The organism is Paenibacillus sp. FSL M7-1455 (genome assembly GCF_038004655.1).
Lineage (GTDB): Bacteria > Bacillota > Bacilli > Paenibacillales > Paenibacillaceae > Paenibacillus_AQ > Paenibacillus_AQ cookii.
In genome coordinates this window covers 4,241,972-4,266,904 of the sequence record NZ_JBBORO010000001.1, presented here as the reverse complement: position 1 = coordinate 4,266,904, position 24,933 = coordinate 4,241,972, and the positions used below count along the sequence as shown (strand labels likewise).

General features: G+C 55.9%; 23 protein-coding genes. 15 read left to right on the top strand and 8 right to left on the bottom strand.

The genetic code is table 11. From position 1 onward, the window contains the following. Positions 1–211 precede the first annotated feature (211 nt). Together NYE48_RS19715 and pgmB are read left to right on the top strand one after the other, a co-directional pair. A complete protein-coding gene (locus tag NYE48_RS19715) occupies positions 212–808 on the top strand; it encodes a hypothetical protein (protein WP_340999760.1) in 597 nt (198 codons plus the stop codon). Between the two features lie 52 nt (positions 809–860). Continuing rightward, the gene (pgmB, locus tag NYE48_RS19710; protein WP_036712451.1) at positions 861–1,538 is read left to right on the top strand and encodes a beta-phosphoglucomutase; all 678 of its coding nucleotides are present in this window, start codon (positions 861–863) and stop codon (positions 1,536–1,538) included. Between the two features lie 61 nt (positions 1,539–1,599). Here pgmB and NYE48_RS19705 read toward each other — a convergent pair whose 3' ends face one another. The 5 genes from NYE48_RS19705 to NYE48_RS19685 all read right to left on the bottom strand — a co-directional run bounded on the left by NYE48_RS19705 (position 1,600) and on the right by NYE48_RS19685 (position 8,795). Continuing rightward, positions 1,600–3,162 (bottom strand): response regulator, encoded by a 1,563-nt coding sequence (locus tag NYE48_RS19705; RefSeq protein WP_036712455.1) that lies wholly within the window; start codon positions 3,160–3,162, stop codon positions 1,600–1,602. After that, positions 3,137–5,074 carry a cache domain-containing sensor histidine kinase gene (locus NYE48_RS19700; protein ID WP_340999759.1) on the bottom strand — a complete coding sequence of 646 codons (1,938 nt, stop codon included), beginning with the start codon at positions 5,072–5,074 and terminating at the stop codon, positions 3,137–3,139. Before NYE48_RS19700 ends, NYE48_RS19705 begins: the two co-directional genes overlap by 26 nt. Positions 5,075–5,170: 96 nt before the next feature. Then, positions 5,171–6,847, bottom strand: coding sequence for an extracellular solute-binding protein (locus NYE48_RS19695; protein ID WP_036712459.1), 1,677 nt, complete (start codon positions 6,845–6,847; stop codon positions 5,171–5,173). Between the two features lie 70 nt (positions 6,848–6,917). After that, entirely contained in the window at positions 6,918–7,805 is an 888-nt protein-coding gene (locus NYE48_RS19690; RefSeq protein WP_340999758.1) for a carbohydrate ABC transporter permease, read from the bottom strand. 21 nt (positions 7,806–7,826) lie between these two features. Further along, positions 7,827–8,795, bottom strand: a complete 969-nt coding sequence (locus tag NYE48_RS19685) for an ABC transporter permease (RefSeq protein WP_340999757.1) — start codon at positions 8,793–8,795, stop codon at positions 7,827–7,829. 217 nt (positions 8,796–9,012) lie between these two features. Between NYE48_RS19685 and NYE48_RS19680 the strand changes: the two genes are divergently transcribed. The 3 genes from NYE48_RS19680 to NYE48_RS19670 all read left to right on the top strand — a co-directional run bounded on the left by NYE48_RS19680 (position 9,013) and on the right by NYE48_RS19670 (position 10,729). Then, positions 9,013–9,621: a pentapeptide repeat-containing protein gene (locus NYE48_RS19680; RefSeq protein ID WP_340999756.1), complete on the top strand. Its 609-nt coding sequence runs from the start codon at positions 9,013–9,015 to the stop codon at positions 9,619–9,621. Between the two features lie 159 nt (positions 9,622–9,780). Further along, a complete protein-coding gene (gene tatC, locus NYE48_RS19675) occupies positions 9,781–10,536 on the top strand; it encodes a twin-arginine translocase subunit TatC (RefSeq protein WP_212947321.1) in 756 nt (251 codons plus the stop codon). Further along, complete coding sequence (locus tag NYE48_RS19670; protein WP_339324001.1) at positions 10,529–10,729, top strand: twin-arginine translocase TatA/TatE family subunit; 201 nt, start codon at positions 10,529–10,531, stop codon at positions 10,727–10,729. Before tatC ends, NYE48_RS19670 begins: the two co-directional genes overlap by 8 nt. Positions 10,730–10,796: 67 nt before the next feature. On the opposite strand, the gene NYE48_RS19665 is transcribed toward NYE48_RS19670, so the two are convergent. Further along, positions 10,797–11,558 carry a hypothetical protein gene (locus NYE48_RS19665; RefSeq protein WP_340999755.1) on the bottom strand — a complete coding sequence of 254 codons (762 nt, stop codon included), beginning with the start codon at positions 11,556–11,558 and terminating at the stop codon, positions 10,797–10,799. 149 nt (positions 11,559–11,707) lie between these two features. Here NYE48_RS19665 and NYE48_RS19660 point away from each other — a divergent pair, with 149 nt between their 5' ends. The 4 genes from NYE48_RS19660 to NYE48_RS19645 all read left to right on the top strand — a co-directional run bounded on the left by NYE48_RS19660 (position 11,708) and on the right by NYE48_RS19645 (position 16,639). Further along, positions 11,708–12,508 carry a gluconate 2-dehydrogenase subunit 3 family protein gene (locus NYE48_RS19660; RefSeq protein WP_212947320.1) on the top strand — a complete coding sequence of 267 codons (801 nt, stop codon included), beginning with the start codon at positions 11,708–11,710 and terminating at the stop codon, positions 12,506–12,508. Between the two features lie 25 nt (positions 12,509–12,533). Then, positions 12,534–14,249: a GMC family oxidoreductase gene (locus tag NYE48_RS19655; protein WP_340999754.1), complete on the top strand. Its 1,716-nt coding sequence runs from the start codon at positions 12,534–12,536 to the stop codon at positions 14,247–14,249. 214 nt (positions 14,250–14,463) lie between these two features. After that, the gene (locus NYE48_RS19650) at positions 14,464–15,531 is read left to right on the top strand and encodes a lactonase family protein (protein WP_212947318.1); all 1,068 of its coding nucleotides are present in this window, start codon (positions 14,464–14,466) and stop codon (positions 15,529–15,531) included. A gap of 475 nt (positions 15,532–16,006) precedes the next feature. Continuing rightward, positions 16,007–16,639 carry a VOC family protein gene (locus NYE48_RS19645; protein WP_340999753.1) on the top strand — a complete coding sequence of 211 codons (633 nt, stop codon included), beginning with the start codon at positions 16,007–16,009 and terminating at the stop codon, positions 16,637–16,639. Between the two features lie 77 nt (positions 16,640–16,716). On the opposite strand, the gene NYE48_RS19640 is transcribed toward NYE48_RS19645, so the two are convergent. Beyond that, positions 16,717–17,754 carry an anthranilate phosphoribosyltransferase gene (locus NYE48_RS19640; protein ID WP_340999752.1) on the bottom strand — a complete coding sequence of 346 codons (1,038 nt, stop codon included), beginning with the start codon at positions 17,752–17,754 and terminating at the stop codon, positions 16,717–16,719. Next, complete coding sequence (locus NYE48_RS19635) at positions 17,751–18,374, bottom strand: ANTAR domain-containing response regulator (protein ID WP_036712473.1); 624 nt, start codon at positions 18,372–18,374, stop codon at positions 17,751–17,753. The genes NYE48_RS19640 and NYE48_RS19635 overlap by 4 nt, the downstream gene beginning before the upstream one ends. Positions 18,375–18,702: 328 nt before the next feature. Between NYE48_RS19635 and nirB the strand changes: the two genes are divergently transcribed. The 6 genes from nirB to sigK all read left to right on the top strand — a co-directional run bounded on the left by nirB (position 18,703) and on the right by sigK (position 24,900). After that, positions 18,703–21,138 (top strand): nitrite reductase large subunit NirB, encoded by a 2,436-nt coding sequence (nirB, locus tag NYE48_RS19630; RefSeq protein ID WP_340999751.1) that lies wholly within the window; start codon positions 18,703–18,705, stop codon positions 21,136–21,138. A 13-nt stretch (positions 21,139–21,151) separates the two neighbouring features. Then, on the top strand, positions 21,152–21,508 hold the full coding sequence (nirD, locus tag NYE48_RS19625) for a nitrite reductase small subunit NirD (protein ID WP_052147137.1): 357 nt from the start codon (positions 21,152–21,154) through the stop codon (positions 21,506–21,508). 60 nt (positions 21,509–21,568) lie between these two features. Beyond that, positions 21,569–22,441: a formate/nitrite transporter family protein gene (locus tag NYE48_RS19620; protein ID WP_340999750.1), complete on the top strand. Its 873-nt coding sequence runs from the start codon at positions 21,569–21,571 to the stop codon at positions 22,439–22,441. After that, complete coding sequence (gene cobA / locus NYE48_RS19615) at positions 22,438–23,205, top strand: uroporphyrinogen-III C-methyltransferase (RefSeq protein ID WP_340999749.1); 768 nt, start codon at positions 22,438–22,440, stop codon at positions 23,203–23,205. The genes NYE48_RS19620 and cobA overlap by 4 nt, the downstream gene beginning before the upstream one ends. A 132-nt stretch (positions 23,206–23,337) precedes the next feature. Further along, positions 23,338–23,964, top strand: coding sequence for a LysE family translocator (locus NYE48_RS19610; RefSeq protein ID WP_212947304.1), 627 nt, complete (start codon positions 23,338–23,340; stop codon positions 23,962–23,964). Positions 23,965–24,198: 234 nt separating this feature from the next. Next, entirely contained in the window at positions 24,199–24,900 is a 702-nt protein-coding gene (gene sigK, locus NYE48_RS19605; RefSeq protein WP_036712481.1) for an RNA polymerase sporulation sigma factor SigK, read from the top strand. Positions 24,901–24,933: the final 33 nt, after the last annotated feature.

The window sequence follows — 24,933 nt, the reverse complement described above, 5'->3', positions numbered from 1 at the left end:
CTCCTTTCTTTGTAGGTGATGTTCTGGACAAACACCATTCTACCAAAGAATTGGAGCCCTTTTCTTGTTTTTCAGACGATGTTACTTTCGAAATTCAGGATAATATAAAACCGCGGATTTAAAAAGAGGGGAATGGAGGCAGCCGAAATTCGGGGCCGCAGGCCGGGCGAAATCGGTTTTGACAGGATTTGGGCGCTGTGAGGGCTGGCTTTTGAACAAAAACTGGGTGATCGTCACTCCGATGGAAACGGGAATCGCCGATCGGGAGAAGGGGATTCGCGCGCTGAAACGGATGCGATCCGCCGAGTTCGTCGGGGATTACGGGACGTATTTGTCCGGGTTGTATCAAAGCGAAACGATGACGATTTCCACGGGCGTCCATGCGACGGGGGAAGCGATGTACGGAAACGCGGATGCGGCGCTGGATTTGCTGCAGCGGATGATGCGAACCTTTTCGATGGCGCTCCCCGGATCGATGAGCGAAATGTCCCCGGATTACGGCTGTGCCGTTCAGGCTTGGACGCTGTATGCGACGGCAGTCCCGATCATCCGGCATTTCGTAGGGGTCAAGCCGCTGGCTCATTTGCGGACGGTTCATATTGCGCCGCAGATCCCGGCGGCCTGGGAAGGCAAACCGGTCACGTTGACGCAGCTGAGGATCGGCGACACGGCCATGGACATTCGGCTGCTCGTCCGCGAAGGGACGCTCCATGCCGATATCGCCAATCCGTCCGGGTACAAGGTCGTGCTGGAATGGAACGGACAGACCCGGATCTTCGAAGAAACGCAAATCTTGCTTCATTTATAAAGCGATCAAACTTACAAAAAACATCATGGATTAGGGAAACGGGAGGCATATGATGGAACTGCAGGCTGTATTATTTGATCTGGACGGGGTTGTGACCGATACCGCAAAATACCACTTCACGGCTTGGCGGAACCTGGCCCGGCGGATCGGCATCGACATCGACGGGGATTTTAACGAGTCGCTCAAGGGCATCGAACGGATGCAATCGCTTGAGAGAATCCTGGTTCACGGGGGACGGGAGCAGGATTATTCCCAGGAAGAAAAGGAGCGCCTTGCCCAGGAAAAAAACGAGGAGTACGTCTCGCTGCTGGCGGGCTTGACCCCCGAGGATACGTACCCGGGCATTAAGGAGCTTCTGATCGAACTCCGGGAACGCCGCATCCCTGCGGTGATCGCGTCGGCCAGCAAAAACGCGCCGCTTATTTTGGAAGCGCTCCGCCTGAACGAACATTTCCATGCGATCGTGGACCCCGGCGGCATTCCGGGAAAACCGGCGCCGGACATTTCCCTGCAAGGCGCGAAGCTGGCCGGGGCGGATCCCGCCCATTGCATCGGCATCGAAGATTCGCAGGCGGGCATCGAAGCGATCAAAGCGGCCGGCATGCATGCCGTCGGGATCGGGGAAGCCGGCATTCCCGCTCCTTCCGGGGCGGATCTCGTTTGCTCTTCCACGAAGGAGCTGACGCTGCGGCTTCTTCTGGATTCGGCGGGAATGGCCTGCAAACGTTAAGGTTAAAAAAGAAGTCCGCGGCTTGTTGCCGCGGACTTCTTTCGTTTCATTCAAGGCCTGTTCATTTGGCCTTCGAACCGTTCGGCGCTCCGGCATGCGCCCATGCTTTTTCGCGATATTCCATCGGGGAGATGCCTTCGTGCTCGCGAAAGACGCGGTTGAACTGCTTCACGCTTTCGAAGCCGACCTGCGCCGCGATTTCGTACACTTTGCCGTGGCTATGCTCGAGCAGTTCCTTGGCTTTTTCGATGCGGATTTTTTTGACGTAGGGCACGAAGCTCATGCCGGTAAACTGCTTAAAGGTTTCGCTGAAATAGGAGTAATTCAGGGACACGTGGTTGGAGACGGTCGCCATGTTGAGCGGCTTGTCATAATGCTCCCGGATGTAGTCGACCGCCGCTTTCATTTCGGCATGCCCGACATGGGCCTCCTTGACGTCTTTTACGTAATCGTCCAGCCGCAGCAGCAGCGCTTCCGCGTCATGGATGTAACCGTACACGGTTTCGCTGTGATAGAGGTAGCCGATTTTTTTATAGATTTTCAAAATTTCCACCGAAGCTTCTCCGTAATCGGCGAACACCCGGTCGATCACCATCTCGTTCAGCATCCGGCTGAGACGCTCCAGATAGGCGATGTCGCGGCGTTTGATTTCGCCGAGGTCCATGATCTCGTGCCACAGTTCCTTGATGTCCTGTTTCCTTCCGGTCCCGAGCAGGTTGGCCAGCCTGCGGAAAAGCTCTTCCGGGATTGGATCCGGTTTCGGGAGACGGCGGACGTCCGCATAATAAAAGACGCCGCCGCCCGGTCGGGCATGCAAAAAGGCATATTTGAGCGCCTGTTTGGCCTCTTGGTAACCGCGTTTGAGCTGAGCGGCCCCCGCCGCCTTCAAGCTGACGCCGATGTCGGCCCGAAGGCCTTTGCCTTGAACATCCCGGGCAAAATCGGTCACGGCTGTCTCATCGCCGGCCAGGACGACGAGATTCCGATCCTTATCCTCGAAGCAGATGGACTGCCTGCTCTTCCAATAAGCCTCGGCCAGCTGCGCCAAAGTCCCGCTCGGCGGATCTTCTTTGCGGACGACGGCGACGCAATAAGGCGCAGCGGCGGGATCGAGGCCGGCTTTGGCGCAGCGGCGGTCGATTTCATCCTCCGGAATGTCCGGATGCAGCAAAATATAATTGAGCTGGTCCGCGGCCTGCTCCTCGCGGTATTTGCCGAGCGCTTCGAGCTCGCGCGCCACTTGCTCCTCCTGCCGCAATTCGGCGATCATCCGGTTCAACGCCCGGAACAATTCCTCGCGCACGATCGGTTTCAGCAAATATTCCCGCACCTTGTGCGCGATCGCTTCCTTCGCATACTGAAAATCGTCATACCCGCTTAAGATCATCACCGCCGGAGGGAAAGGAAGCTCGCCCAGCTTCCGGATCAGCTCCAGGCCGTCCATGCCCGGCATGCGGATGTCGGTGACGACGATGTCCGCTTTTTCGGCCCGGTGCATCTCCAGCGCCTCCTCGCCTCCGGCGGCCAGGCCGATGCTGAAACGGGAAGGGTATTCCCTTTCGATCATGGCTTTCAGCCCGATCCTTATATTTCGTTCATCATCGACGATCAAGAGTCTGTACATGTTCGGTTTCGCCTCCGATCAGGTTAAAGTAGGGGAGCTTGATCATGACCCGGGTATACCGATGCTCCTCGCTTTCGACCCAAAGGCCGTATTCGCTGCCGTAAAACAGCTGCAGCCGCTGATGGACGTTGCGGAGGCCGATGCCGTTCCCGCCGGCGGCCCGGCCGGACGTTCCGCCGGAATCCGCCGAGGTTTCCATGCTGCGGCCGTCGTCCGCTGCGCGTATTTTTTCGTTCAGCCGCCGCGTTTTTTCCGGGGACATCCCCGCGCCGTTATCTTCGATCACGATCATTTGCGCCCGCTCGTCCGTATAGGTGGTCAAGGTGATGGTCAAATCGCACTCGCTTGCGGCATGACCGTTCAGGCCGTGTTTGACCGCGTTTTCGATGATCGGCTGCAGCGACATTTTCAGCACCTCCAGGTCGAGATCCCGTTCCGTCAGCTCGGCCCTGAGCACGATACGCTGGTCGAACCGCAGGTTCATCAAGGCGACATAATGCCGCGCATGGTTCAATTCCTCCCGCAGGCGCACGTATTCGCCGCTCCATCTCAGGTTGTAGCGCATCATGCTGCCGAGCGACGTCAACGCGTCCGATATGGGCCGCTGGTTTTCGACCTCGGCGAGCATTTTGATATTTTCGAGCGTGTTGTAAAGGAAATGGGAATCGATTTGGTTTTTCAGGGTTTTCAGCTCGGCTTCCTTCGTCGCCGCCTGCTTGTTGACCGCATCGGCGATCAGCTCGTTGATTTTGCCCATCATTTTGCGGAAGTGGAACGTCAGCTCGCCGACTTCGCTGCCGCCTCCGACCGGAAGCTGGACGTTGAAGTCCCCTTGGCGGATCTTTTTCATCGATAACGTCAGCTGCCGCAATTTTTTCAAAATGAGCGAATTGAGAAAAAAAGTCGAGACCGACAGGATCGCGATCAAAACGACGTTCACGAGCAAAATCGTATTCCGGGTTTTGTTCAGGTCCGCCAGCGCCGCCTGCAGCGACGTCAGCTGCACCACGTACGCCCCGATGCTGTCGATGTAGGCGTACACCGCAAGGTAAGGCTCGCCGGACAGGCTTAAGTTGAAGTGGCGGTAGGCCCCGGCATGTTCCGTGGGGGAAAGCTTCTCCGCAAGCCTTGCGGCGGCAAGCTCGGAGGCGGGAAGCAGGGAACGGGACGGATCGTAATACAGCCCGCCGCTCGGGGTGACGACGAACATTTGCGACTGCCCGTTGCTATGCCCGGCGTAAGTGCTGGGGAAAAACCGGCTGAGCAGCATATCGACTTGAATGATGCCGACATGTTTGCCCTTCGGGTATTCGATTTCCCGCAGCAGCGACATTTTTTGCCGGAATTCCTTTTCGTCGCGGATATGGTTTTGGATCGGCTCCTTATCCCGTTCCGATATTTCCCACAGCGCCCCGCCGTTCAGCCGGAGCACCTCGTCGTACCACGGCTCGTTGGCCATCCGGCTTTCCTTCAAAAAGACGGGCCAAATTTCGCTGATCAGCAGGTTGTCCGAAAAAATGCGGATATGTTCAAGATCGGGATTGTTGAATTGAAGCCGCAAAAGATTGTTCATCGTATTGCTGCTGAATTCGATCAGCTCGGCCGGGTCCGGATCGGTGGAACGGTCGATGTAGTTCATGACCTCCCGGTCCGACAAGGCGATCTGCACGGCGCGTTCCATCGTTTCCATGTTGTTTTGGATGTTCGTTTTTTCGACCTCGATGGAGCTTTCGCTTTTGCGGATGACATCCTTCGTGTAACTTTCGTTCAGCTGCCGGAACATGATGAGCGAAAACACGATGCCGGGAATGAGAATGATGACGATATAGGAAAAAAACAACCGCTGCTGCAGGGAATAGCGCTCGAGCCTTCGAATAAACAGGTCGGCCCAAGGGCGCATGCGTTTTGGCACTGGCATCACATCCGGGTTCATTTTTGAGTCGGGATAGACGAAAATCCAAAAAGCCCGCGAAAAATTGGGGCTTTTTGGACGGAAAATCACATGCGATTATTTCAGGAACTCCTGAAGTTTTTTCACGTTTTCTTCGAACTTCGCTTGTTTGAACGCTTCCACTTTGGCAAAGCCGGCTTTGTCCCGCTTCTCCAAAAATTCGTTCCAAAGCTTGTCGAATTCTTCGTCGGACTTGCTCAGGAGAAGCTTCGGCAGCGTTTTGCCCCACGTTTGGGCGATTTTGTTGCTCGCGATGCCTTCCTCCGAGTTGCCGGTCGGGTTGATGTTGTCGTATTGCGAGAAACTTTTCGTTTTGCCTTTGGTCCAATCCTCCATTTGCTTGAACGGCTCGACGCTCGGCGGCTGCCACTGCAAAATCATGTTGGTATCCTGCATCATCCAGAAGGTGAGGGAGGCGCCGTATTGTTTGTCGAAAGCGGAGCGGTCCTTGTTCAAAAGCTCGAGCACTTCCGGTTTGAATTGATCCTTGCCGTCAATCGTGTCGTAAGTAACGCCTTTTTCCCCGAGGTACAGATCCTTTTGGCCTTCCTCGCTGATGAGATATTCCAGGAAGCGGATCGCTCTGGCTTTGTCTTTCACGTTTTTGGAAATCAGCGTGACCGTCCATCCCGAAATGCCCGGGCCGGCGAGCGTCGGCGGATCCAGCTTGGAGTTGGCCGGGCCGTCCACCGCGATGTAGACCGAATTCGGATCTTTGGCGTACAGCGCGTTTTCCTGCGCCGTCAGGTCGCTGCGCTGATAGATCATGGCGAAATAGCGGCCTTGGGCGATTTTTTCTTCCATTTGCGGGCGTTTGTCGATGAAGACGTCTTTGGCGAGCAGCCCTTGCTCGTTGGCCTGGCGCAGCGTCTTCAGCCAGCGGATATATTCCGGATCGGTCTGGCGGTCGTACAGCTTGCCGTCTTTTTCGTACGGGATGGCGAGGAAATTTTGCAAATATCCTTCAAGGCTGCCGTTGCCCACATCGTTGAACTCGGTCAAGCCGAGCGGGATCATCGGCTGGCCGTCGACCTCCGGGAATTTCTCCTTCGCCATCTTCAGCGCGTTCAGGAAACCTTCCGGCGTGCGCATATCCGGTTTGCCCAAAGCTTCGTACATATCTTTCCGCACGAGGAACGTCTGGTTGGATACGTATTCCCGCGAATATTTTTCAAAATCCTTCGGCGAGGAAGACGAGTTCGGATACACGTACGTGTTGCCGTCTTCCTGCTGGTACCACGCCATTTTCGCAGGATCGGCGACCTTCATGAAATAAGGATCGTATTCTTCGGCAAGTTTGTTGAGCGGAAGCACCAGATCGCCTTCGATCATCGTTTTCACGGCGTCCTCCCACCAGCCGAGCGTGATGAAATCAGGAAGGCTGCCGGAGGCGATCATCGTGTTCAGTTTCTCGTTTTCGTTGCCGGCGGGAACGATGAAGTTGACGCTGACGCCGGTTTTTTTCGTGACGTATTGGGAGGTCGGGTCGACGCCCCATTTGTTGGCGAACCACGAGAAGTTCAAATACCAGTCGAAGGTGATCGGCGAGGTATCGGCCTTCCAGCCGGGTTCGTCGGCGGATACCGTCTTCGTCTCGGGAGCCGGTTCGTTTTTGTTTTCAGGTTCGGCCGTTTTGGCGTCTTCGCCGGACGATCCGCCGCATGCGGCGAGCGAAAGCATCATGGCAAAGGCGAGGAGCAGCAGGCTGCTTTTGCGGAAAACATGTTTTTTCATACGTTTTACCCCACTTGATTTATTTTGGTGAAACCTGTGTTGCCGTCAAGGAAAAAAATTCCTGATGCGTTTATCCTTTGATGGATCCGATCATGAGGCCTTTCACGAAATACCTCTGCAGGAACGGATAGGCAAGGACGATCGGCGCCGTCGTCACGACCATGGTGGCGAGCTTGATGGACTGGGAGGTGACGTTTTTGGATATGCCGCCGGGCATCGCCGCCGCCATCTGGTTCGAGCTGGACTGCGCGACGATCCGGTACAAATAGGTTTGGATCGGCTGCAGGTCCATGTCGTTGATATAGATCATGCCGGTGAAGTAGTCGTTCCATTGGTATACGCCGTGGAAAAGCGCGATCGTCGCGATGACCGGCATCGAAACGGGGATGATGACCCGCACGAAAATGGAGAGGTCGTTGGCCCCGTCGATTTTGGCCGCTTCCTCCAGCCCGTCCGGAATTTCCCGGAAAAAGGTCATAAAAATGATCAGATCGAAAAAGCTGAACATCGCCGGAATGATGTAGACCAAAAAGCTGTCCAGCAGATGGAGGTCGCGGATGAGCAAATAATAGGGAATCAGGCCGCTGTTAAAAAACAGGGTGACGGTCCCGATCAGGATGTACAGCTTCTGACCCACAAGTTCCCGCCGGGAGAAGGCGTAGGCGACCATGGCCGTAAAAAACACGTGAACCGCCGTGCCGATAAGCGTTTTGGCGACCGTGACCCCCATCGCCGTCATGATGCCGCTGCTGCGGAACACGGCTTCGTAGCTTTCCAGGCTGAATATGCGCGGCCACCAGTAAATGCCTCCGCGCATGGCGTCCTGGCCTTCGTTGAAGGAATTGACAAGCACGTACCAGATCGGATACAGCGTCACGAAGCAGACAGCAAGCATGACCAGAACGTTGGCGGCGTCAAACGCCGCATCCCCGGCGGTTGTTCGATTCCGTTTGAACATGGGGCATCAACCACCTTTTCATTAAAATAGGGACGTACCGTTGATTTTTTTGGATGCCGAATTGGCGATCAGAAGCAGTATCAAGGCAATCAGCGATTTGATCAGGCCGACGGCGGTCGAATACGAGAAACGGTTGTTGACGAGGCCCGTCTGGTAGACGTAGATGTCGATCACGTTGCTGGCGCTTTCGTTCAGCGAGTTGCGGAGCACCAAAATTTGATCGAAATTCGAGTTCAAAATGCCGCTGACCGCCAAAATGAGCAGAATGGTGATCGTGCTTCGGATCCCCGGCAGCGTCACATGCCACATCCGCTGAAACCGCCCGGCTCCGTCGATGGTTGCGGCCTCGTGAAGATCGGGCGACACGCCGGCGATCGCCGCCAGATAGATGATGGCCGACCATCCGAGCTCCTTCCAAAGGTCCGAGGCGACGACGATTCCCCAGAAATACTTCGGTTCGGCCAGGTAGCTGATCGGTTCGTCGATGATATGCAGCGCCATCAGGATATGGTTGATGACGCCGACATCCGACAGCCAGGTGGCCAAGATGCCCCCGAGGATGACCCAGGACAGAAAATGGGGCAGGTACGATATCGTCTGGACCGTCTTTTTCAGCCGGATCGAGCGCAGCTCGTTCAGGAACAAGGCGAACAAAATCGGCAGCGGAAAACCGACGACCAGCTTGATCAGGCTGATGCCGATCGTGTTCCAAATGACCCGCGGCAGGTCTTCGTCCTCGAAAAACGCTTGGAAATGCTCCAGCCCGACCCACGGGGCTTCCGAAATCGGACGCGTAATGACGTATTGCTTGAATGCGATGATGATGCCGTACATCGGTATGTAGTTGAAAATAATCATCCAGGCGACGCCGAGCAGCGCCATCACCTGCAAATATTTCTGGCTTAGAAGCTTCTTCAGCAGCAGGTTCCGTCTCCCCGCCGGGGCGGCGATTCCGGTCTGCGCCGTTTTTGCGCCGAGTTTGGCACGCATGGCATCCGACCTCCTGTAAGTGCTTTCATTGTTGCATCTCCTATTGTAGAAGGGGAGGAAGGAAAGAAACAGGTCCAAAATTTCGTTTTTAGGGGTGCGTTTTTCGGGTCTTGCCAAAAAATTCGGCCATGTACGTCCTTGTTGAAGGAACGTATGTTTGTTACGCTCTAGGAAAAGCCAAACGGCGGCAAGCAAAACCGAAGGAGTGAACACGGTCATGTTTCAGTACATCGAGCAAACCTATGCAAACAAGGATTTCAGCCAGGCGGATTTAAAAAGCGGGGAGCTGAAGGGCTGCGTTTTCACGCGCTGCCTTTTCCGCGGCACGGAAATGAACGAAATTTGGACCACCGGCTGCCGGTTCATCGAATGCGATTTTGGCGGGGCAGCGCTGAATGCTTCCTTGCATACGAGGTCGGCGTTTACGAATTGCCGGTTTGCGGGAGCGAATCTGGTTGTCTCGAAGTGGGAGGACTGCAAAATGACCGGCAGCGATTTCGCAGGCGCTTATTTGGACGGCATTACGATTCAGGGCGGGGAGTGGTCCTATACGAACCTGCGGCAGGCAAACTTGTCGAAGCAGGCGCTAAAGGGCATCCGTTTGATTGAAGCGGACCTTACCGAATGCAATCTGCAGAAGGCGGATTTGCGGGAAGCCGACCTTTCGGGCGCCAAGCTGTTCAAAGCGGCTTTGAAAGGAGCTGATTTGCGCGGGGCCAAAATGGACCGGATCGATTACCGGTCGTTTGATTTGACGGGCGTGCGCATCGATCTGGAGCAAGCGGTGCAGGTAGCCCGCTCCTACGGGGCCAAGGTGGAAGAATAACAGAAAAAGAGCATCCGTGCGCTTTAAGTTTGCGCGGATGCTTTTTTGTCGACCTGTTTCGCTATAATTCTACAAATTCTGGATACAATATACATATCGCTGGGCGCCATCTGCGGTACGGCTTGCCCGGCAGGGGCTACAAGAGGAGGCGGTTCATGGATGAACAGTGAAGAATGGGTCACCCACCTGACGGAGCTCCGAAAACGGCTGATCTGGGTGATGCTCTTTTTTATCGTAACGTTGGCAGCCGGCTTGTACGTGTCTCCCCGGGTGCTGATGTACATTAAAAACCGGCCGGCTGCCGCCGAGATCGAGTGGAATGTGTTTTCTTTGACGGACGGCATGTTCATTTATATGAAATGCGGTTTCCTGGTGGCGGTGTTTTTTACCGTTCCGCTGGCGCTGTACCATATATGGGCATTCGTGCGTCCGGGCTTGACCAACGATGAGGCCAAAAAAACCTTTTGGTTCGTCCCGCTGGCTTTCGTCCTGTTTATGATCGGAATCGCCTTCAGCTTTTACGTCGCGTTTCCGATGATGGTTTCCTTCCTCTCGAAAATGAACCAAACGGTCGGAGCCGTCGAAACGTACGGGATGGACCGGTATTTTTCCCTCATGTTCAGCCTCGTGTTTCCGCTTGCGCTTGCTTTTGAAATGCCGGCGGTCGTCCTGTTTCTGACCCGTTTGGGCATTCTGGGCCCTTCGCAGCTGAAAAAGGCGCGGAAATACGTGTATCTAGCCCTGGCGGTCATCGGATCGATGATTTCGCCGCCGGATTTTGTCTCGCATCTGTCTGTGACCATTCCGCTGATTTTGTTGTTCGAACTCAGCATTCTCGTCTCCAGGTGGTATTTGGACCGGAAGGAGACGGAGCATCCACTTCTAGATCCGAAAGGAGGAGCCAACCATGTTTAACAATATCGGACTGCCTGGGCTTTTGATCATTTTGATGATCGCCCTGGTCGTATTCGGTCCATCCAAGCTTCCCCAGCTCGGACGGGCCGTGGGGGATACGCTGCGGGAATTCCGTTCTTCCACCAAAGGCGTCGTCGAGGAAATTACGAGCGATCCGGCCGCAGAGCCGGAAAAGCTTGCCGAAAAAAATTAGCGTGTTGATGAAAAACACCTCCTTTTCGCGCGTGCTTGCGCCCGAGGAGGTGTTTTTCGTTCAAGCTTTATTTGTTTTGGTCCACATGCGCGCTTTTTTTGATGACGGCCAGGTCTTTGTTCATTTTGGAGACCGGCGTGCCCGCCCGCATGGCGGTTTTCACGCGATGGATCGCCTGGATGGCTTTCGGGTCGTGTACCGTGTAGATCTTTACCTTTTTGCCGTATACGCCGGCCACTTCGGCACGGATCACGTTAAGATTGTGTTTCGTGTTGTCGCGTTGGCCGATGGTGTAGCCGTAGCCGCCTTTTTGGCTCATGTATCCTTTGCCGGACGACCCTTCGTTCGGGCTGAGCACTTTATGCGGCTGCGGTTCGGAGTTGCGGATATGGGTGTGGCCGTCCGGATCGCCGATGTAGACCGAGTCTCCTAGGGTCAGCACGCTGATCCCGGTGATGCCGGCCGATTCCAGGCGGTCTTCGAGCGTTTTGGATTCCGGCGTATTATGCAGGCTGGAGGTGCCGATGCGGCTGTAAACCCCCGAGCCCATTCCGCTGTAGGTCGTGCCGTTTTCGTTGGTCGTGCGCACCTTTTCGCCGTTGAACTTCGGAATCACTTTGATGCTGTTGAGATGCGGATGCCCTTCGGCATTCGTGCCGCCCCGAAGCCCGTCATTGGTCAACCGGTCCGACGCGTAGTTTTGGTTCGCGTTCGATTGAATCCGGACGGGGTTCGTCTGCGCATTTTGTTTGACGTTGCCGTTACAGCCGCTCAATGCCACGGCGGCGCAAATGGCCGGAACGGCTATTTTGGCGATGGGTCCTTTCATGGATGATCCCTCCCTGGATATGTTGAGCATAGGAGTATGATTATCTTTCGGAGGATGTATTATTTGTGGGATATTTCGACAAAATAACAAAAAACTGATGCTGCCCCAAATTCATGGGCGTGCATCCATACAGTTGGAGGTTGACTTTTATGGCAAACGAAACTGAAGACAAAGAGTTGAAGGACCATAGAGAACCGGATCAGTCGCGCCGGAATTTCTTGAAAAATTCGGGTTATGCCGTCGGGGGCCTGATCGTCGGCGGCGTGGTCGGCAGCCTGCTGCGGACCCCGAAAAAAGCAACGACCAACAACAACGCCAATACCGGCAATGGAAACAACGGCGGGGCTCCCGCGGCCGAACCCGTCAATTTCAACCAAGCGCTGATGTATTTCACGCAGGAACAATTCCTGATTACGGAAGCCGCCACGGAGCGCCTTTTTCCTGCGGACGATAACGGACCCGGAGCCAAAGAGCTTGGCGTCGCTTATTACATCGACCACCAGCTTGCGGGCGAATGGGGGAACAACGGCAGGGAATACATGCAGGGTCCCTTTTATAAAGGGGAAACGACGCAGGGCTACCAGGGCCGCCTGAAACGCCGGGAAATTTTCGATATCGGCCTTCAGGAAATCCAGAACTACAGCAATAAAAAATATCAGAAAAAGTTCAAGGATCTGGCGCCGGAAGAGCAGGATGCCGTCCTTAAGGCTTTCGAAACCGACGAGGTGAAGCTGACGACCATTTCCGCAAGCGGATTTTTCAAGACGCTGTTCAGCGCAACGATGGAAGGCGTGTACGCCGACCCGCTCTACGGCGGCAACAACAACATGAACGGCTGGAAGCTGAAAAATTACCCCGGCAACCAAATGTCCTACGCGAAAATCATCGAGCAGGACCAATTTGCCAAAATGCCGCCGGTCAGCTTGAAAGAACATCTGCCACATTCCTAAAAACTAAACGAGAGGTGATTGATTCATGGCTACGAAACTGCCTAAAACGGATGTCGTCATCGTCGGCGTCGGCTGGGGCGGCGGCATCATTGCGTCGGAACTGACCAAGCAGGGGCTGTCCGTTGTCGGCCTTGAACGCGGCAAGGAAAGAAAAACCGAAGATTATTACATGGTTCACGACGAATTGCGTTACGCGTTGCGGTACGAGATGTTCCAGGATTTGTCCCGGGAGACGATCACGTTCCGCGGCAACGAAAAAATCCGAGCGCTGCCGATGCGCTCCTACGGTTCCTTTTTGCTCGGCGACGGGCTGGGAGGCTCCGGCGTCCACTGGAACGGGCAAACTTTCCGTTTCCTGCCGTACGATTTTGAAATCCGATCCAAAACGATCGAACGTTACGGGAAAAACAAAATTCCTGACGGGATGACGATCCAGGACTGGGGCATTACATATGAACAGCTGGAGCCGTATTTCGACAAATTCGAAAAAGTTGCCGGCATTTCCGGGGAAGAAAACCCGAAAGGCGGCAAACGTTCCGACAAATATCCGACGGGTCCGATGAAAACGACGCCGGGAATGAAATTGTTCGCCGACGCCTGCAAAGGGTTGAACTACCATCCGTACCACATGCCTTCCGCAAACCTGTCGGACCAATACACGAACCCGGACGGCATCGCCCGCGCGGCCTGCCAGTATTGCGGCTTCTGCGAACGCTTCGGATGCGAATACGGCGCGAAAGCCGATCCGGTCGTGACGGTCATCCCGGTGGCGAAAAACACGGGAAAATTCGAGCTGCGCACGCATTCCAACGTCAGACGGGTGCTGCACAAAGGCGGCAAAGCGACCGGCGTGCTGTACGTCGATACGACCACCGGGGAAGAATACGAACAGCCGGCCGACATCGTCGTCCTGACGAGTTACGTCTTCAACAACGTGCGCCTGCTGCTCATGTCCAACATCGGCAAGCCGTACGATCCGAAAACCGAAACGGGCGTCATCGGGAAAAACTATGCATACCAAGTGCTGAAAGGGGCCGCCGTCGGTTTTTACGAGGACAAGGAATTCAACCTTTTTGCGGGCGCGGGGGCGCTCGGCATGTGCATCGACGATTTCAACGGCGACAACTTCGATCATAAAGATTTGAATTTCATCCACGGGGCCAACATTTCCTACAGCCAAACCGGGGCGCGGCCGATCCAAAACAACGTGGTTCCGCCGGGAACGCCGACTTGGGGCAAGGATTTCAAGGCGGCGTCCATTAAATACGCGAACCGCCATCTCAACGTCGGCGCCCAAGGTTCCTGCATGCCGTTCCGCCATCACTACCTGGACCTGGATCCGACGTACAAGGACGAATTCGGCGATCCGCTCATGCGGATTACGTTCGACTTCGAAGACCAGGACCGGGAGCTGGTCAAATTCATGGGGGCCAAATGCGGCGAAATCCTGAAGGAAATGGGCGCGGACAAGGTCGTGGCCAACACGAAGCTGGCGCCGTACGAAATTACGACGTACCAATCGACGCACAACACCGGAGGCGTCATCATGGGAAGCAGTCCCGACACCTCCGCCGTCAACAATTACCTGCAGATGTGGGACGTCGACAACCTGTTCGTCATCGGCGCGTCCGCTTTCCCGCATAACAGCGGCTACAACCCTACGGGCACCGTGGGCGCGCTGGCGTACCGGGCCGCCGAAGGGATTATCAAATACCACAAAAAGCCGGGAAGTCTTGTATAACACCTTCAACAGCCGCCCCAGGGGATCATCCGGATCCGGGGGCGGTTTTTGTGTGCAAGGAACGCTTGTTTTTGGCCGAACGACCGCGCAATGGCCGATGTCAGGCAGCCCCCGCGGCTTGAAAATCTTTGCCGGAAACCGGCTGAAAATGATACAATGTTTTCATATTGGATTTGCAAAAGTCCTATAAAATGTTAGAGAAGAGGCGAATTAAATGGCAGACCAACAGCGCATGCTCGTATTCGTAGGTTCTTATGCCGAAGAATCTGCGGACGGCGTATATGTATATGCATTCGACGAAACGAGCGGAGAACTTACCCGGCTCGATCAGTTATCCGGCTTCAAAAACCCGACGTTCCTGAATGTGGACACGCCCCGGCGGCTTTTGTACGCGATCAGCGAAACGGCCGCGGCGGACGGGTCGAAGCTGAGCGACGCGGTGTCGTTTCAGATCGACGCGGAAGCAGGCAAGCTGAAGGAAACCAGCCGCGCCAATGCCTTGAACGGACCGTCCTGCCACATCCAGCGCAGCGCGGATAACCGCTATTTGACCTTGGCAAGCTATCATAAAGGCTCGATCAGCCTGGTTGAATTGAAGGAAGACGGCACCGTCGGCCAAGTGCTTGATATCCGCAACCATGAAGGGAGCAAGCCGGAGCAAAAATCACACGTCCACTCCTCCTTCTACAGCCCGGACCAGCGTTTCCTGTTCGTATGCGATTTGGGACTGGACACGATTTTTACATACCAAATCGACCGGGAGCAAGGGAAGCTTGTTCCGACGAGCGAAGCAAAAGTGAAGGAAGGCGCCGGTCCGCGTCACCTCGTGTTCCATCCGAACGGAAAATTCGCTTACGTCATCAACGAGCTGCAGTCGACGGTGACGGCATTCCGGTATAACGCGGATCAAGGAACGCTGACGGAAATCGAAACGGTATCGACGCTGCCGGAAGGCGTCAACGTCGAGAACGGCTGCGCGGAGATCACGATTTCGGAAGACGGACGTCACCTGTATGGCTCCAACCGCGGGCATGACAGCATCGTCGTGTACGCGGTGGACGCGGAAAACGGCAGATTGCAGGCGGTTCAGCATGCAGCGGCCGAAGGCAAGCATCCGCGCCATTTTTCGATCGTTCCCGGCGGACGTTACGTGCTTGTCGCGAACCGGGATACGAACAACCTGGCCGTCTTCACGCGCGACGAAACCAGCGGGAAGCTGGCTTTCACGGGTAAATCCGTTGAAATTTCGAAGCCGGTATGCGTTTGGGCCGACCGGTTTTAACACGGGCTTAAGGTTTGATCGAAGGATTGGACTTTGCCGAAAAACATCATATGATGAGCAAGAGCCCCGGGGGATCCGGGGCTTTTTTATAATATCAGAATGGACATTGCAAGAAAAACTTCATCTTAACGCAGTCTGTCTACTAAGAAAGTACGTCGATAGACGTTCAGAGTGTCGAGAAAGTCCAACGGACTTTTCGACACTCTATTTTTTATATGGGGAATCATATCTTTTAAAATAAAAATCGATTTAAAGCGCTCTGAGAACCCTACTTCAGTGACCGACGAGGCAATTTTAAACCCCCTGCAAAAAAACAGGGGGTTTCTCGACAGCCTGTACGTCGATAGACGTTTTTCTTATAAAGCGGGGGGAAAGGACCGCCGCCCGTCCGCGTTTTATGCACCGTATTGAAAAAGGAAGGCCGATTCGATAAGATCTAGACACAGAATTGCAGACGGATAAGGAGGTTATGGAAATGCGTTTTACGGACATCACGTTTAAGACCGCTGAAATGGGTGCGATAAAACATTTTTACAAAGACGTTTTAGGAGTGCCGGTCATCGCACAAGGGAGCGGCTTCGTCACGTTTGGCATCGGCGAAACGAAGCTGACCTTCGAGGAGACGGCGGAGGGGCGGCCGTTTTATCACTTTGCTTTCAACATCCCCGAAAATCAGTTCAAGGAGGCGAAGGCCTGGATTTCCGGAAAAACGGCGCTGAACCGGGAAAACGGCGAAGACGAAACGTATTCGGTCGATTGGGACGCCCACTCGTTGTATTTTGAGGACCCCGCCGGCAATATCGTGGAGCTGATCGCAAGGCACAGCCTGAACGACGCATCCGACCGGCCTTTTGGAGCGGAAAGCCTGCTTTGCGTCAGCGAAATCGGCATCGTCAAGGAGGACGTGCCGCCGTTTGTGGATGAGCTTGTCGGCCGGGGGTTTCCGAAGTATCGGGAAGGCAGCGACCAATTCGCCCCGGTCGGAGATGAGCACGGGCTGCTGATCGTCGCAAAAAAGGGCCGGCGCTGGTTTTTTGCCGAAAAAAACGCCGATATCTTTCCGATAAGGGCGCATGTCCAAGGAGTCGGCGCCTTGGAATTTAGCTGATCAAGAGAAGGCCCGCTGCAGGCAGAACGTGTGCAGCGGGCCTTTTGACGCCAAGAAGCGAATATAAGCCGGCAAATTTATACGGCGGAGGGCTGATTTTTAACAAGCTCCATCCACCGGCGGTATAACGCCCACGGCCTGCCGGATTCCAGCAGCGCTTTGCAGGCATAGATCCCTTCTTCAATGGAGTCCGCCCGTCCCGCCAGATGAAGCCGTACCGCTCCGTTCAGCAGCACCTGATGGATGAAGGCGATATGGCCCGCATTTTGCAGCGCCTGTTCGGTCGCGGCCGCCTGCTCGGCGGCGGTCCAGCTTCTTTCGGGCAGCGGGGTATCCAAGCCGTACGTTTCCGGGTCGATCATTTGAAGGCAGGTTTCGCCGTTTTCGATTCTGCAGATGCGCGTAGGGCGGTGAATGTACAGGTCATCCGAACCTTCGCTGCCCTGCACGACCATCCCTTTCCGGTAACCGAGCCTTGAGGTCAGGCGGCCGATGCGGTCAAACATCGTGCTGTGAAAAACGCCGAAAGTCAGGTAGGCGGAGCAGCCGTAATCGGCGAACTTCTCCGCCGTGTTCAGCACGGTTCGCATGCCCAGCTCCTCCCGGATCGGGCGGAGGCTCTTCAGCGGCGGACACCAGTCTTCGGCGTGGACGACTAACACGCCCGTTTCCCGCGCCGCGGCAATGCAGCGGCTCTTGGCGAGCGAAGCCCGCGGGATGCCCGCCGCGGCCAGCACGTCCGGCAGCGTGACGCCCCATTTGGGAGGCAGCGGATCCGCGCCGTGAAGCGTCGCCGGAAGGCCGGCTGCAGCGAGCACAAACGCGACGGCCAGACCGGACATAAACGATGTCCGGCGGCCGTCATACGGGGCGGCGCAGTCAATGCCCTGCTGCAGCGGCGCCCGTGCCGCATGCTTGCGGCACGCCTCGACGAAAGCCGCAAGCTCCTCCACGCTTTCCTCCTTGACCCGCTGGGCGATCAGGAAAGCGCCGATTTGCGCCGGGGTCGCCTTCATTTCTAAAATGGCTTCGGCGGCCTGCAGCGCTTCTTCATAGGCCAAATCCCGGGCTCCCCTTTTGCCGCGGGCGACTTCCTTTAACCATCGATTCATCATGTGTTGATCCCTCCGGAGTCGGATGGGCGAAGCAAAGGGTGAAGACGGACGATGGAAGTTGCCACGTCGACCATTCGTTTCCGCTCGTTCATGGCCTGCTTCCGCAGCAGGTCATATGCTTCGGCCTCCGATATGTTTTTCAGCTCGCATAAAATGCCTTTCGCTTTGTCGATCCATTTCCGTTCCTCGATCCGTGCCAGAAGCTGCTGCTTTTCGCTTTTCCATTGCTGCCTTTCGCTAAAATGCCTGAAGCTCAGGAAAAGCGTCCAGTGCAGCTCATGCGCCTTCATGTCCGGGAACAGGATTCCGTCAATAATGACATCTTCCTTACATAAGTTGATAGATTGGGCGGAAACGTCATCATTGCACCACCAGAGAATCGGCGTCGGCTTCCGCTGTTCCAGTCTGCAGCTCCACGACGGGATGTCGCCGATCGGCAAATGGAGCACCGTCCCGTCCGCCTCGGCGATTCCATTTACGGCCTGTTCCGGGTTTTTCGCAAGGCAGACTTGGTAGCCGCAGGAGCGAAGCAAGGATTCCGGTCGATGCGTTCCGATGGAATCGGATGCGTTTCGCTCCAAATCAGCGGACGGTTGATGGATCACGAGCAACGAACGCATGTATGGCACGCTCCCTTCTGAATTGCTAAATGCATATCTTGATGTTAATTTATATAACACAAAAACCTTGTAAATGTCGACGTTTTAATTATAAATGATGATTTTATGTTAAATATGTTGACAAGGGACGCTGGCATACGGTATATTTTTGCTCAAGAACAAATGGGAAGGATACAATGGCGTATCCTGAATGCGGCAATGGAGCCTGCTTTCGTAACCCGGATCGTGAAAGTGCGTTTGCGCTTTTTACCCGGATAACGAAAAGCAGGCTTTTTATGGTTTTATGGGCCGCATGATCTGGCTTCAAATAGAGAAAGGAGCGGGATATATGGATAGGAAGAAGCTTGTGCTGGTTGGCAATGGCATGGCAGGCATCCGGACGATCGAGCATGTGCTGAAGCTTGCGCCGGAGGCCTATGAGATTACGATTTTCGGGTCCGAGCCCCATCCGAACTACAACCGCATCATGTTGTCGTCCGTTCTCGCGGGCGGGGCCGACATGAGCGAAGTCATCCTGAACGATTGGAGCTGGTACGAGGAACATCGGATCCGCCTGCACGCGGGGCACACGGTCACGCGGATCGATCCGCTGGCGCGGAAAGTGTATTCGGACAAGGGGGCAGCCGCCGATTACGACGTGTTGATTCTGGCGACGGGTTCCGATCCGTTCATGCTTCCGCTGCCGGGTGCGGACAAGGAAGGAGTGATCGGTTTCCGCGATATCAAAGACTGCGAAACGATGCTCGAAGCGTCGCGGAAATACAAAAAAGCAGCGGTGATCGGCGGAGGCCTGCTCGGGCTGGAAGCGGCAAGGGGCCTGCTTCACCTGGGGATGGACGTCACGGTCGTGCACATCCATCCTTATCTCATGGAACGCCAGCTGGATGAAACGGCGTCAAAAATGCTGCAGAAGGAGCTGGAAGCGCAAGGAATGAAGTTTCTGTTCCGCAAGCATTCCGAGGAAATCGCAGGCCGGAAGAGGGCGAGGGAGCTTGTGTTTAGCGACCGTACCCGCCTGGAAGCGGATTTGATCGTCATGGCCGTCGGGATCAAGCCGAACGTGAAGCTTGCGCGCCAAGCCGGCATCGCCGTCAACCGCGGGATCGTGGTCAACGACCTGATGCAGACGAATATTCCGGGCATATACGCGGTCGGCGAATGCGCCGAACACCGGGGAATCACGTACGGGCTCGTTGCCCCGCTGTATGAACAGGGGGCCGTGCTGGCGAAACATTTGGCGGGTGCGGAGACGGAAGGTTATGCAGGTTCGGTCACGTCCACGAAATTGAAGGTGTCCGGCGTGGACGTCTTTTCCGCGGGACATTTTGCCGAAACGGAGGGCGCAAGATCGCTGCGCTACCAGGACGAAGTCGATCAAGTATACAAAAAAATCGTCATTTCCGGAGACCGCCTGATCGGCGCGGTGCTTTTCGGCGATACCAGCGACGGCTCGAAGCTGTTTTCGCTGATGAAAAAAGGGGAGTCCGTCAAAGGCAGGGAGAAGGAGCTGCTGCTGGGATTTTCGGCGCAAGATTCGGGAACCGAAACGGCGGAGCAGCGCCTGGCGGCCATGGCCGACGATGAAATCATTTGCGGCTGCAACGGAGTGACCAAAGAAACGATCAAGGATGCCGTTTTGACGAAAAACTGCACGACCGTCGCCTCTGTGAAGGCCTGCACGAAAGCATCGGGCTCCTGCGGCGGCTGCAAACCGCTAGTTCAGGGTCTGGTTCAGCTCTATGCGGGCGATGCGGCAGGGGAACCGGCCAAAGAAGGCATATGCGGCTGCACGACGCTGACCCGCGACGAAATCGTGGCCGAAATGTCGCGGATGAAGCTGCAATCGGTTCAGGAAACGATGCATGTGCTCGGCTGGAACAACCCGGAGGGATGCTCCAAATGCCGGCCGTCGCTCAATTATTATTTGGGCATGCTGTTTCCGGAATCGTACGCGGATGAGAAGGAATCCCGATTCACGAACGAACGGTACCACGCCAATATCCAGAAGGACGGCACCTATTCGGTCGTCCCGCGGATTTACGGCGGCGTGACGTCCCCGTCCGAACTGAAAAAAATCGCCGAGGTGGCGGAAAAATACGACGTGCCGATGGTCAAAATTACGGGCGGGCAGCGGATCGACCTGCTGGGAGTCAAAAAAGAGGATCTTCCGAACATGTGGGCGGAACTCGACATGCCTTCGGGGTATGCGTACGGCAAAGCGCTCCGGACCGTCAAAACCTGCGTCGGCTCCACCTTCTGCCGTTTCGGCACGCAGGATTCCATCGGGATGGGGGTCCGGCTTGAAAAAGAATTCGAACGCCTGAATACGCCGGCCAAAGTAAAACTTGCGGTGTCGGGATGTCCCCGCAACTGCGCGGAAGCGACGATCAAGGATTTTGGCGTCGTCGCCATCGACGGCGGCTGGGAGCTGCATGTCGGCGGCAACGGCGGCGTGCATGTCCGGGCGACGGAGCTGCTTTGCGTGGTCAAGACGGAAGACGAGGTCGTCGAATGGGCAGGCGCATTTTTGCAATACTACCGGGAAAATGCCCAATGGAACGAGCGTACCTCGGTATGGATCGAGCGGGTTGGGTTGGAGTCGGTCAAAAAGGCGCTGGAGAACAAGGAAGACCGGATAGCCCTCTTCGCGCGGGTGAAGCAGGCGCTCAGCAGGCTGAACGACCCGTGGAAGGAGATCGTGGCGGACGGCGCCCTGCGCAAAAACTTCGAGCCGCTTCCGGAAGCGGCATCGGCAAGAAACTAGGGAGGATCTGCTCATGGCCAAAATTCATATAGGCAACGTATCGGACATCGACCGCAAAGGGGCGCGGACCATCCTGTTCGAAGGCACCGAGATCGCGCTGTTCCGTTTGGCGGACGGGAGCGTGCTGGCGGTGGAAAACAAATGTCCGCATAAAGGCGGCAAACTTTCCGAAGGAATGGTTTGCGGCCGCGCGGTCCATTGTCCGCTGCATGATTGGAAGATCGATCTTTCGAGCGGACGGGTATGCGAGCCGGATACCGGCAGCGTGGCCACGTACGCCGTGGAAGTGGATCCGATCAGCGGCGCTATGTATTTATGCGGACGGTCCGGACGCGGGGAAACCGCGCCTCCGGATCAGGCGGCGGGGTAAGGGCCCCCGTCCTTCGTCCCTTTACGAGTAACCCTTATTATTTCTCGGGGAGTGATGTCCATGGATTACGTGAAACCGGATCAGGTGCTTCACGACATGATCGAGGCCGGCGCCGGAAAAACGCGGCTAAGCCGGACGCAAATGCTCATTCGCGGCATGCTGTCGGGAGCGATATTGGCATGCGCCACGACGCTGGCATTCACCGCCACCGCGCAGACGAACGTCGGCATGGCGGGCGCGCTTGTATTTCCGGCGGGATTCGTGATCATCGTGCTGCTGGGGCTGGAGCTCGTTACGGGAAGTTTTGCCCTCATTCCGCTGGCCGTGGCGCAAAGGAAAACCTCCGCCGCCGCGATGGCGAAAAACTTCGGATGGGTCATTTTCGGGCACGTGATCGGCTGTTTGGTTTATGCGGGATTGTATGCCTTGACCGCCTCCAAAATGGGGACGGATATGGGAAGCCCCCTCGTGCAGACGATCGTCAAAACCAGCGAAGCCAAGACGCTTGCTTACAAGGAGCTTGGCGCTGAAGGGCTCCTGCTTGTCGTGATCAAGGCCGCGCTGTGCAACTGGATGGTAACGCTTGGCGCCGTCATGGCGTTTACGTCTCATTCGACCATCGGAAAGGTGCTGGCGATGTGGCTGCCGATTCTGATCTTCTTCGGGCAAGGTTTCGAACACGCCGTCGTCAATATGTTCGTCATTCCGGCGGGCATGATGCTCGGGGCAAACGTGAGTTTGGCCGATTGGTGGCTGTGGAACCAAATCCCGGTGCTGATCGGCAATTTCTTGGGGGGCGCCTTGTTTACCGGCGCTATGGTTTACGGGTCCCAGCACGGCTTCGGACGAAACAAGGGGCATCGTCAAGCGCGGCACGGCGCGCAGGATGCCGGCAAGCCGGGGACGGCCGTTCCCGCGGAGCGCAGCCTATGAAGCCGGGCAGCGTATCGATTGTCGGCGCAGGCCCCGGCGATCCCGAACTGATCACGCTGAAAGCGCTGCGGCGGATTCAGGAAGCGGACGTCATTTTATACGACCGATTGGCGAACAAAGAACTGCTGAAATATGCCAAAGAAGGGGCCATGCTTACGTATTGCGGCAAGGCCCCGGGCCGGCATGCGGTACCGCAGGAGCAAATCCATGAACTGCTCGCAGCGTATGCGATGAAAGGGCTGCGCGTCGTGCGGCTCAAGGGCGGGGATCCGCTGGTGTTCGGGCGCGGCGGGGAAGAGGCGCAAGCGATGGCGGCCCTTGCCGTCCCCTGCGAAATCGTGCCGGGATTAACCTCGGCGCTCGGGGCCGCGGCTTCGGCAGGCATTCCATTGACCCATAGGGGCCTCAGCTCCTCGGTTGCTTTCGTCAGCGGCACCAGCGTTTCGGGCGAGGCGAGCGGCGTTCGCTGGGATTTGCTGGCGCGGGGCGTCGATACGCTTGTCGTATACATGGGCGTCGGCAGGATGGAGGAAATTTGCCGGGAGCTCATCGTGCACGGCAAGCCCGAATCTGCCCCGGCGGCGGTCATCGAACAAGGCACGTGCGCGGCGGAACGCATTTTTACGGGGACGGTCGGCACCATGTTTAACATCTGCCAACGGATGCAGGCCCGAAATCCGGCGCTGCTTATCGTCGGCGATGTCGTCCGCGTACGGGAGCAGCTGCTCCGGCTGGCCGAAGAAGCCCGGGAGCGGATCGGCTGATATAAGCGGCCTTGCCGTAAAACGGCCGGTAGCGTACGGCTGGAGATCGCAAAAAAGGTCCTGCCCAAAGCGCTGCATTCATGATAGAATAGGCTTTGATTTAAAGCGATAAAGCAAACAGGAGGAAGATTCATGGTTTCGTTGGCTACGTTGGGCGCTTTTGCAGTGATCGTCATCGGTCTTTTTGTTATCCCGGGCCCGGCGGTTCTCCTGGTCGGTTCCCGTGCGGTCCAGGGCGGCCGCAAAGCCGGCATGATCGCCGGCCTGGGCATCGCGGCCGGCGACTTGGTTCATACGTTGTTTGCGAGCATCGGGCTTTCGGCCATTTTAATGACCTCTTCGATCGCGTTTAACGCCGTCAAATTCGCCGGAGCCGCCTACCTGCTCTATTTGGGCGTTCGCGCCATCATGGAAAAACCGTCGGACCCGCAGCTCCCGCAGGTCGCGCCGCAGACTTCCGCCAAGATTTTCGGCCAAGCCGTCGTCATCGAAGTGTTGAATCCGAAAACATCCCTGTTCTTTTTATCGTTTTTGCCGCAATTCGTCCATCCGGAGCAAGGTTCGACCCTGATCCAATTTTTGATCCTCGGCCTCGTCTTCGTCATGTTAAGCGTGATTTATACGTCGACCCTTGCCGCGGGCATACAGGCGATCGGGAGGGCGGCCAAGCGAATCTCCTGGTTGGGCCGCTGGAGCGGAAAAATCGTTGGGACGATTTACATCGCGCTGGGATTGAAAGTAGCTTTCCAGAACAAATAAGCCATCGTTTTGCAGCCGTCCGGGTGACACCGTTCGGCTTTTTTTCTTTTTCATCGCTGCTTATGTTGACGATGGCGTGCAAAAGGAAGCTCCGCATGCGGAACCCGTTTTTTCGCGCCGTACAGGCACAGATGGGTCATCGCCCACATAGAATGAACAGACCGCACTTGTGAGCCGCCGTGGTATTTTGACGAAGTCGCGGTGTCCTAAGCCATTCAGCAGGAGGTGTCATCTGTGCCCGGATTATTCAGCTTTATTGCCCTGTTTATCAAAGAACTGACGCTGCTGGTATCGTATGTCAAAAATAACGCTTTTCCTCAGCCCCTGACGGAAAAAGAGGAGAGCAAATACCTTCAATTGATGTCCGAAGGGGATGCTCATGCCCGCAACATGCTGATCGAACATAACTTGCGGCTGGTGGCTCATATCGTCAAAAAATTCGACAATACCGGCGAGGACTTGGAAGATTTGATCTCGATCGGCACGATCGGGCTGATCAAAGCGATCGAAAGCTTTCAGACGGGAAAAGGCACGAAACTCGCCACGTTTGCCGCGCGCTGCATCGAAAACGAAATACTTATGCATTTAAGATCCCTTAAAAAGACACGAAAAGACGTTTCCCTCCACGATCCGATCGGAACCGACAAAGAGGGAAATGAAATCACGCTTATCGATATCCTCGGCAGCGAAGCCGACGACGTCGCCGATACGGTGCAGCTGAAAATCGAAAAAAGCAAAATTTACCGTAACCTCGACATCCTGGACGAACGCGAGCAGGAAGTCATCAAGGGGCGCTTCGGGCTGGAGTTCGGAGGCGAGGAGCGGACCCAGCGGGAGATCGCCAAGGAGCTTGGCATCAGCCGCAGCTACGTGTCGCGGATCGAAAAAAGGGCGCTCATGAAGCTGTACCACGAGTTTTACAAGCAGAAACAATAAGAAGTGGCCGGGAGCTCGCGAGCACCCCGGCTT

What these genes read in the sequence shown, in the direction of transcription:
- NYE48_RS19680 (WP_340999756.1), top strand. Translation starts at nt 9,013, where the DNA reads ATGTTTCAGTACATCGAGCAAACCTATGCAAACAAGGATTTCAGCCAG.
- NYE48_RS19610 (WP_212947304.1), top strand. Translation starts at nt 23,338, where the DNA reads ATGGTTTCGTTGGCTACGTTGGGCGCTTTTGCAGTGATCGTCATCGGT.
- NYE48_RS19695 (WP_036712459.1), bottom strand. Translation starts at nt 6,847, where the DNA reads ATGAAAAAACATGTTTTCCGCAAAAGCAGCCTGCTGCTCCTCGCCTTT.
- NYE48_RS19670 (WP_339324001.1), top strand. Translation starts at nt 10,529, where the DNA reads ATGTTTAACAATATCGGACTGCCTGGGCTTTTGATCATTTTGATGATC.
- NYE48_RS19705 (WP_036712455.1), bottom strand. Translation starts at nt 3,162, where the DNA reads ATGTACAGACTCTTGATCGTCGATGATGAACGAAATATAAGGATCGGG.
- NYE48_RS19655 (WP_340999754.1), top strand. Translation starts at nt 12,534, where the DNA reads ATGGCTACGAAACTGCCTAAAACGGATGTCGTCATCGTCGGCGTCGGC.
- NYE48_RS19650 (WP_212947318.1), top strand. Translation starts at nt 14,464, where the DNA reads ATGGCAGACCAACAGCGCATGCTCGTATTCGTAGGTTCTTATGCCGAA.
- NYE48_RS19640 (WP_340999752.1), bottom strand. Translation starts at nt 17,754, where the DNA reads ATGATGAATCGATGGTTAAAGGAAGTCGCCCGCGGCAAAAGGGGAGCC.
- tatC (WP_212947321.1), top strand. Translation starts at nt 9,781, where the DNA reads ATGAACAGTGAAGAATGGGTCACCCACCTGACGGAGCTCCGAAAACGG.
- NYE48_RS19660 (WP_212947320.1), top strand. Translation starts at nt 11,708, where the DNA reads ATGGCAAACGAAACTGAAGACAAAGAGTTGAAGGACCATAGAGAACCG.
- pgmB (WP_036712451.1), top strand. Translation starts at nt 861, where the DNA reads ATGGAACTGCAGGCTGTATTATTTGATCTGGACGGGGTTGTGACCGAT.
- NYE48_RS19635 (WP_036712473.1), bottom strand. Translation starts at nt 18,374, where the DNA reads ATGCGTTCGTTGCTCGTGATCCATCAACCGTCCGCTGATTTGGAGCGA.
- NYE48_RS19685 (WP_340999757.1), bottom strand. Translation starts at nt 8,795, where the DNA reads ATGCGTGCCAAACTCGGCGCAAAAACGGCGCAGACCGGAATCGCCGCC.
- NYE48_RS19620 (WP_340999750.1), top strand. Translation starts at nt 21,569, where the DNA reads ATGGATTACGTGAAACCGGATCAGGTGCTTCACGACATGATCGAGGCC.
- NYE48_RS19645 (WP_340999753.1), top strand. Translation starts at nt 16,007, where the DNA reads ATGCGTTTTACGGACATCACGTTTAAGACCGCTGAAATGGGTGCGATA.
- NYE48_RS19690 (WP_340999758.1), bottom strand. Translation starts at nt 7,805, where the DNA reads ATGTTCAAACGGAATCGAACAACCGCCGGGGATGCGGCGTTTGACGCC.
- cobA (WP_340999749.1), top strand. Translation starts at nt 22,438, where the DNA reads ATGAAGCCGGGCAGCGTATCGATTGTCGGCGCAGGCCCCGGCGATCCC.
- nirB (WP_340999751.1), top strand. Translation starts at nt 18,703, where the DNA reads ATGGATAGGAAGAAGCTTGTGCTGGTTGGCAATGGCATGGCAGGCATC.
- nirD (WP_052147137.1), top strand. Translation starts at nt 21,152, where the DNA reads ATGGCCAAAATTCATATAGGCAACGTATCGGACATCGACCGCAAAGGG.
- NYE48_RS19665 (WP_340999755.1), bottom strand. Translation starts at nt 11,558, where the DNA reads ATGAAAGGACCCATCGCCAAAATAGCCGTTCCGGCCATTTGCGCCGCC.